The 6,368-nt window shown below is 63.9% G+C and carries 6 protein-coding genes and 1 pseudogene; 3 read left to right on the forward strand and 4 right to left on the reverse strand.

Features of this window, described 5'->3' with window-relative positions; all coding sequences use genetic code 11:
* Positions 1 to 107: 107 nt before the first annotated feature.
* The 3 genes from otnK (AC5RVY_RS18985) to otnC all read left to right on the forward strand — a co-directional run bounded on the left by otnK (AC5RVY_RS18985) (position 108) and on the right by otnC (position 2,909).
* On the forward strand, positions 108 to 1,391 hold the full coding sequence (otnK, locus tag AC5RVY_RS18985) for a 3-oxo-tetronate kinase (RefSeq protein WP_493956245.1): 1,284 nt from the start codon (positions 108 to 110) through the stop codon (positions 1,389 to 1,391).
* A gap of 178 nt (positions 1,392 to 1,569) precedes the next feature.
* A complete protein-coding gene (locus tag AC5RVY_RS18990; protein ID WP_493956246.1) occupies positions 1,570 to 2,286 on the forward strand; it encodes an aspartate/glutamate racemase family protein in 717 nt (238 codons plus the stop codon).
* Positions 2,283 to 2,909, forward strand: coding sequence for a 3-oxo-tetronate 4-phosphate decarboxylase (gene otnC, locus AC5RVY_RS18995; protein WP_493956247.1), 627 nt, complete (start codon positions 2,283 to 2,285; stop codon positions 2,907 to 2,909). Before AC5RVY_RS18990 ends, otnC begins: the two co-directional genes overlap by 4 nt.
* Positions 2,910 to 2,992: 83 nt before the next feature.
* Here the strand turns inward: otnC and AC5RVY_RS19000 are convergent.
* The 4 genes and pseudogenes from AC5RVY_RS19000 to AC5RVY_RS19015 form a co-directional block, all read right to left on the reverse strand.
* A pseudogene (locus AC5RVY_RS19000) lies at positions 2,993 to 3,712 on the reverse strand (amidohydrolase family protein); the annotation flags it as partial.
* Between the two features lie 295 nt (positions 3,713 to 4,007).
* Positions 4,008 to 4,325 carry a putative quinol monooxygenase gene (locus AC5RVY_RS19005; RefSeq protein ID WP_493956248.1) on the reverse strand — a complete coding sequence of 106 codons (318 nt, stop codon included), beginning with the start codon at positions 4,323 to 4,325 and terminating at the stop codon, positions 4,008 to 4,010.
* A 50-nt stretch (positions 4,326 to 4,375) separates the two neighbouring features.
* The gene (gene otnK, locus AC5RVY_RS19010; protein WP_493956249.1) at positions 4,376 to 5,659 is read right to left on the reverse strand and encodes a 3-oxo-tetronate kinase; all 1,284 of its coding nucleotides are present in this window, start codon (positions 5,657 to 5,659) and stop codon (positions 4,376 to 4,378) included.
* A complete protein-coding gene (locus tag AC5RVY_RS19015; RefSeq protein WP_493956250.1) occupies positions 5,656 to 6,339 on the reverse strand; it encodes a hypothetical protein in 684 nt (227 codons plus the stop codon). The genes otnK (AC5RVY_RS19010) and AC5RVY_RS19015 overlap by 4 nt, the downstream gene beginning before the upstream one ends.
* Positions 6,340 to 6,368: the final 29 nt, after the last annotated feature.

Below are 6,368 nucleotides of genomic sequence, written 5' to 3' on the forward strand. Positions count from 1 at the left end.
TGCACGCAAAAGCTTGAGACTTCTGGGCATACAAGCACGCCCTTCTAATGCCCCTTCCTGGATCAGGACCTGCTCCGACCAGGCTTCACCGAACGGTAGGAAGAACAGTGATAGGTGTCATCGCCGACGATGTGACCGGTGGAACCGACGTAGCCGTCGCCTTCCGCCGGACCGGTCTGGCCACCGTCATCCTTTTCGGCCAACCCGATGAGAATACGGCCCTGCCGTACCATGACGCCGTCGTCATTGCGTTGAAAACAAGGACCCTTCCGGCCGAGGACGCCGTCACCGAATCCGTGCGCGCCGCCTCCTGGCTGAAGGAACACGGTGCCAGTCAGCTCTATTTCAAGTACTGTTCCACCTTCGATTCCAAGCCCGAAGGAAATATCGGCCAGGTTGCCGACGCCCTGGCAGATTTACAGGGGGCGGCACTGACGGTGGTGGCCCCGGCCTCACCCGAGCATCGCCGCACCCTGTACATGGGAAACCTTTTCGTCGGGGACCAGCCCCTCGCGGAATCGCCAATGAGTCACCACCCACTTACGCCCATGACGGATTCCAACGTCGTCCGCCTGCTGTCGGCGCAAACCGGGCGGCGCATTGAACTTGTTAGTCAGGCAACGGTCAGTGCTGGAGCCCGGGCAGTCCGGGAGCGCCTCGATGACCTCGCGGCCTCGGGGGTCCGCTATGCCGTTATCGATGCGATCTCCGCAACCGACCTTCAGACCATTGGAGACGCTTGCCGGGACGACGTGCTGCTGACCGGTGCCGCCGGGTTGGCTGGCGGACTCGGCCGTGCCCTGGCCGGAGCCAAGAAAACTCCCCAGAGCCACGGCGCCGACCCGATCGGTGCCAGCCGGTCGGTTGCCTTGGCGGGCAGTTGTTCGGCCCGGACCCGGGAACAGGTCGCTTACATGCGGGACCGCGAACCGTCCTTGTTCCTGGATGCCGTCAGCACGCCCGATGCGGGGCAGCTCGCGGCGTCGGCGCTTGATTGGTTCACGTCGCTGCCGGTAGACGCGTGTCCGCTCATCTACTCCACGCTGGAACCGGATCAACTGCGCCGAACCCAGGAGATTCTGGGCACCGAACGCTCGGCCCAGATCCTAGAGGGAGCTACGGGCTTGATTGCCCGCGGGCTCGTTGACCGCGGTGTTCGGCGCCTTGTCACCGCTGGGGGTGAAACGTCCGGGGCGGTGGTGGCCGCCCTGAGCGTCCGCGGTGGCACCATCGGATCTGAGATCGCCCCCGGCGTACCGTGGATCTATACCACCGGTCCCGTCCCGATCGCACTGCTTCTCAAATCGGGCAACTTCGGAAGCCCTGGGCTGCTCCTCGAAGCCGTGCGCTCCGGCGCTCATGCTGAGGAGGCAAGCCTTGCCGGACACTGAAGTAATGACGCCGGCTCCCGGCCCAGCTGGCAGTGCCAAGGCTTCGGCAGCGGCTCGATGTCTTTGAGATCCTCCCCTGGGGCCGATCACACACTGGGTTGCTGCGGCCGTCGGAACTTTCACGCTCATCCGGCCATGGCCCATGGCTGGCAATCACCAGCATTAGGAGCATTACCACGTGACCGAGCACCATCATGCCCCGCTGATCTCGCTGATCAGTGCCACCCCTGTCGCCATACCACCGGCGACAGGGGCTTTCCACGAGATTTTTCCCGAAGCCACGCTTTGGAACCTCCTCGATGACCGGCTCCTCGCCGACGCCAGCGAACAAGGGGGCGTCACCGATGCGCTGGCCGAGCGGATGACCCGACTGATCCGCCACGCCGAAGCCGAAGGCGCGGACGGCATCCTTTTGACCTGCTCGATGTATGGCCCAGTGGCAGAGAAGCTGGCAGCACAAATTTCCATCCCGTTGTACGCACCCGACGCCTCAGCATTCCAGGCCGCTCTGGAAGGACCATACGACCGGATCCTGGTTCTTGCTTCCGCGAAAGGTCCGCTCGACGATGCCGTGGAACGATTTACTCACGCGGCGGAGAACGCTGGACGGAGGGTACTCGTGGCAGGCTCTGTTGCCGACGGCGCGGCCGCGGCGGCCACAGCAGGGGATCAGATCCTGCTGACAGACGCGCTCCACAGGGCCTGCCAAGCACAAGCTTCCAGATACGATGCTGTCCTGCTGGCCCAGTACTCACTCTCACCGGTTGCAGATGCTCTTTCCGACCTAATCGGCAAACCGGTACTGGCAGGACCAAAGCTGGCGGCAGCCACGCTGCGGTCCCTGTTGCTCCAGAAATCCACACCCCTAGTAAACGAACCGAAAGCAGATGTATGAGCAGCGAACGCAAAATCCGGGAGTCCGTTGTCGACGCCGCACGATCAATTTTCAACCGCGGCCTGACCCATGGACGGACCGGGAACATCAGCGTGCGCTGGCAAGACTCGATCCTCGTTACTCCCACAGGAAGCTCCCTTGGGACCGTCACCCCTGATGAGCTCTCCCTCATTGACGCTGATGGAGAACACCTCGGGGGCAGCAAACCTTCCAAGGAGGCATTCCTGCACGCGGCGGTTCTCCGCGCCCGGCCCCAGGACAGCGCCGTCGTCCACACCCACTCCACTTACTCGGCCGCAGTATCCTGCCTGGACCATAGCTCAACGGGCAACGTCATCCCACCGCTGACCGCGTATTTCGCCATGCGCGTCGGCACGCTGCCCCTGCTTCCTTATCACGCGCCGGGAGATCCGGCTCTGGAAGGCCTGGCCGAGGCCACCGCCACCAATCACTTGGCCATGCTGCTAAGCAACCACGGCCCTGTGGTCGCCGGCAGGGACGTCGACAGTGCCATGGATGCCCTGGAGGAACTGGAAGAAACGGCAAAGGTATACCTGCTCCTGCACGGGCACAACACCCGGCCTCTCACGCCGGAACAGGCAGCTGCCGCCGCGCGAATCTGAACAGTGACTGGACTGCTCACAGCGCTGCTATTGGGCTGACCAATGCTGCAGCACTTGCCGCCAGCCCCTGTCAGCCTCTGAATCTATAGAGAGTTCCCGGATTGCCCACCAAGATGCGTTCCCGGTCTCGCTGGTTTGGAACCCAGGCTGCAGAGAGATCGAGCAGTGCTGCGCCGTCGGGAATGGGCACTTCTCCCCGGGAGGCGGCGAGTCCCTGCCCCAGAGCGTCCGCTCCGGGGGCGGCCTGGGCAAAGGCTGCACCGACCGCTGAACGGTGGCTGTGGGAGGGGGGCCCACGGGGAATTCGTGGTAGACCCGGAGAGTTTGGCCCAGGTGCTTCCAGTCTCCACGAGGGCGGGGATGGCGCTGCAGGTGGCCGGATATTTGGTACCGGCGGAGCCAGGTATGCGGCCAATGTGGTCCATTACGAGATCGGTGGGCAGGCCACGTATCCCGATCAGATTTTCCAGGATCCCCTCTGCCATCATGTGGATCTGGACATACCAGCCCAGGCCGCGATGCGTTCGGCCAGTGGCCGGATCAGCTCGGCACCTGCACCGCCGGGACGGGTCAGGTTTGAACCGGATGCCGCGGATGCCGCCCTCGTCCAGGTCCCGCAGCGCGGCGTCCGAGAACGTGTTGTCGATAACTGCAACGCCGCGGGCATTACGCAGACCGAGCTGACTGATGGCATCCAGGGTGCAGCGGTTATCCGTGCTGTAGTTCGAGGGTGTGACGACCACTGCGCGCTTGGTGCCGATCCGGCGCTGCAGCGGCCTGTGGTCCGTAACAGCTGCCTTGGGTGGGCGGAGTGGCTGTCAGCAGCGGGTAAGGAAAGCTGTCCGGGTCAAAGATGTGCATATGGCACTCCGTGGCCTGGCCCGGGACCGGTACGCGGCATGGCATGTTCCGGCGGAAAACGGAACCTCGCAGCCACCTGCCGCGTGGGCGGATGTGGCGCGGCCAGCGCCACGCCAGCCAGTGCGCCGCTCATCAGCGTACGCCGACTGAAGGAACCGGAGAGGAGGGTTCCGGAATCGGGGCCCTGTCTGAGGTGTCATCGATCTAACCAGTCAACCACTTCTTGGAGGAGCTAACTCAGTCCGGTCGTTCGTCGAAGGAGGCCACCAGGGGCCCGCCGACGTCGGACTGGCTACCCGGCACGACGACGCGGCCCGCGATCTGCCTGTAGGCAAGGAAGTGCCGCGTGCTCAGGTGCTCCTGTTCGAAAGCCGCGCGGTCCCGGTATACCTCATAGAGGGCGAACCGGTTAGACCCCTCGCCGAGTTCGACGACGTCGAAGCGGTGGCACCCCGCTTCGTCCTGGACCGATAGCCGGGCGTTCTCAGTGATGGCATCCAGGAACTCCTCGCGTCCTTCCGGTTTCACTTCCAAGGTGACCCAGAGACTGAACACCTATGCTCCTTCACTCGTGGCAACCGCAGGCGGTCACAGGCAGACGTGAATTAGGTTATCGAGGTCAGCGACGTTGTCGCGCTAACGGCCCGGATCAGGAAGTCGACGTCGCCGAAGTTCCCCGACTTGAGCAACAAGGCAATCGAGTAGTCGCCTGTCGCATAAATCCACGGGACTCCGGGGGCTGCCTCGGGCCCGATCAGGCCGCCCCTGACTTCCAGCGCGGTGACGACCGACCCTGACGTTTCGCCGCCGGCAACGACTACACGCCGCACACCCCTGCGAACAAGCCCCTGGGCGATGAGTCCCATGGCTGTCTCGAGGATCTGCGCAGACTCTGCGACACCTAACAGGCTCTGGGACTGCCGAAGTTTCTCCGGAGGCAGAGATGAGTAGATGAGCGGGGGCAGGCCTGCCTGCTGCGAGTCATACCAGGACAGGGCGGCCTCTGCTAGTAACTGCGAATCAGGCACGGCGACCGCATCGAGCTGGTACGAAGGATGGCCGACTGCCTTCATCGCGGCGATTTGCTGCAGCGTCCGGGCCGAGCAGGACCCGGCCAGCGCGATGGCGCGGTCCTCGTATTGCGGCCCATCCATCGTGGGCGCTGAAACATTAGCGGATGCAGCGCGTCCCGCAACTGCGGTGGCGAGTCCAGCCGCCAGCCCGGCTGCGCCTGAGACGAGGGGATGGTCCAGAATTGTTCGACCAATGACGGCCAGATCATCGTCCTCTACGGCGTCAACGACCGCGTATGCCGTGCCCGAGGCCCTCAGCCTGGCCAAATTTTCGGCAAGCGGCTCTGGGCCTGCATGCACATCCTGCAAAGTCACGAGGGAGACGCTTCGTGCCGTTTGGGCGCGCAGGAGTTCGGGTACACGGGAGTCCGTCATGGGGGTCAGGGGATGATGGCGCATCGGCGAATCCGACAGGAGCTGGTTATTGACGAACAAGTGCCCGTTGTACTGGGTACGTCCGTGCTCCGGTGAGCTAGGGACCACAACCGCGAGGGAGCTGCCGACCAGCTCTGCGAGGGCGTCACAGACCGGACCGATATTGCCCGAAGGAGTTGAATCAAATGTTGAGCAGAACTTAAAGAAGAGTTGCCGCGCCCCCGCAGCGAGGAGCTCTCGACCTGCCCGGACAGATTCATCGACTGCCTGATCTACCGGGACTGTGCGGGTCTTGAGTGCAATGACGACGACGTCCACACCGCCGGAGTCCTGCACGGCGCGCCCGCTCCCGAAATGGATCAGGACGCGAAGCCCCGCCCGGCGAAATGCGACGGCAACATCGGTGCCGCCGGTGAAATCATCGGCAATTACCCCGATCATCGAGGACCTCCTAGGGTGGTGCGGCGAAGTGCCGCGGCTGAGCTCAGCGGGCCGGAAAAGACCGGTATGCCGGTGGACGTTTCAAGTGCCCTGGCGGCAGGTGCCAGGGAGTACTGGGCCAGCAGGATCGCATCCGGCGCCGTAGGTTGGGCCTTGACGGCCGCCAAAAGCGCGGCGACCAGTTCCGAGCTGTTCCCCGCAAGGGCGGCAACTCTTGCGTTCGCCGCGACGGCCCCTCGAATTTCCAACGGCGCCGCCCGCTCGGCGCACTCATTGATGAACCGGTTGACCGCTACGGACAGCGGTTGAGGTGCGCTGGCGAGCACCACGACGTTGTTGGGAGCCGCGCGGAGGACATCGATCAACGCCATTTCGTCCGGATCAAGCAGTGGTACAGGGCATTTGGTGGCGTAGGACCTGAGCGCTGCCGCATAGACGGGGCAAGTGAGCAGGACAGCGTCTGCTCGCTCTGTGACGGCATGGTCAATGAGACGATGCATACGTTCGGCAAGGGAACCAGTAACGCCGCGGGCGTCCGCGTCGTCCTGCAAGCGGTCATCGAGAATATTCCAGAGCCGGGCCTCTGGGAACGCCTTGGCGAAAGCGCTGTTCGCAGGCGTCATCGCTGCCGGGTTGGCACTGATCAGCGCAACCAGCGGACGCTTTTGTCCGGGGGACATTGGGGCTCCTGGTCGAAACGGGTGAATAG

The organism is Arthrobacter sp. Ha26 (genome assembly GCF_059091705.1).

Excerpts from the sequence above, each read along its gene's own strand:
- otnC (WP_493956247.1), top strand. The coding sequence starts at position 2,283 with ATGAGCAGCGAACGCAAAATCCGGGAGTCCGTTGTCGACGCCGCACGA.
- otnK (WP_493956249.1), bottom strand. The coding sequence starts at position 5,659 with ATGATCGGGGTAATTGCCGATGATTTCACCGGCGGCACCGATGTTGCC.
- AC5RVY_RS19015 (WP_493956250.1), bottom strand. The coding sequence starts at position 6,339 with ATGTCCCCCGGACAAAAGCGTCCGCTGGTTGCGCTGATCAGTGCCAAC.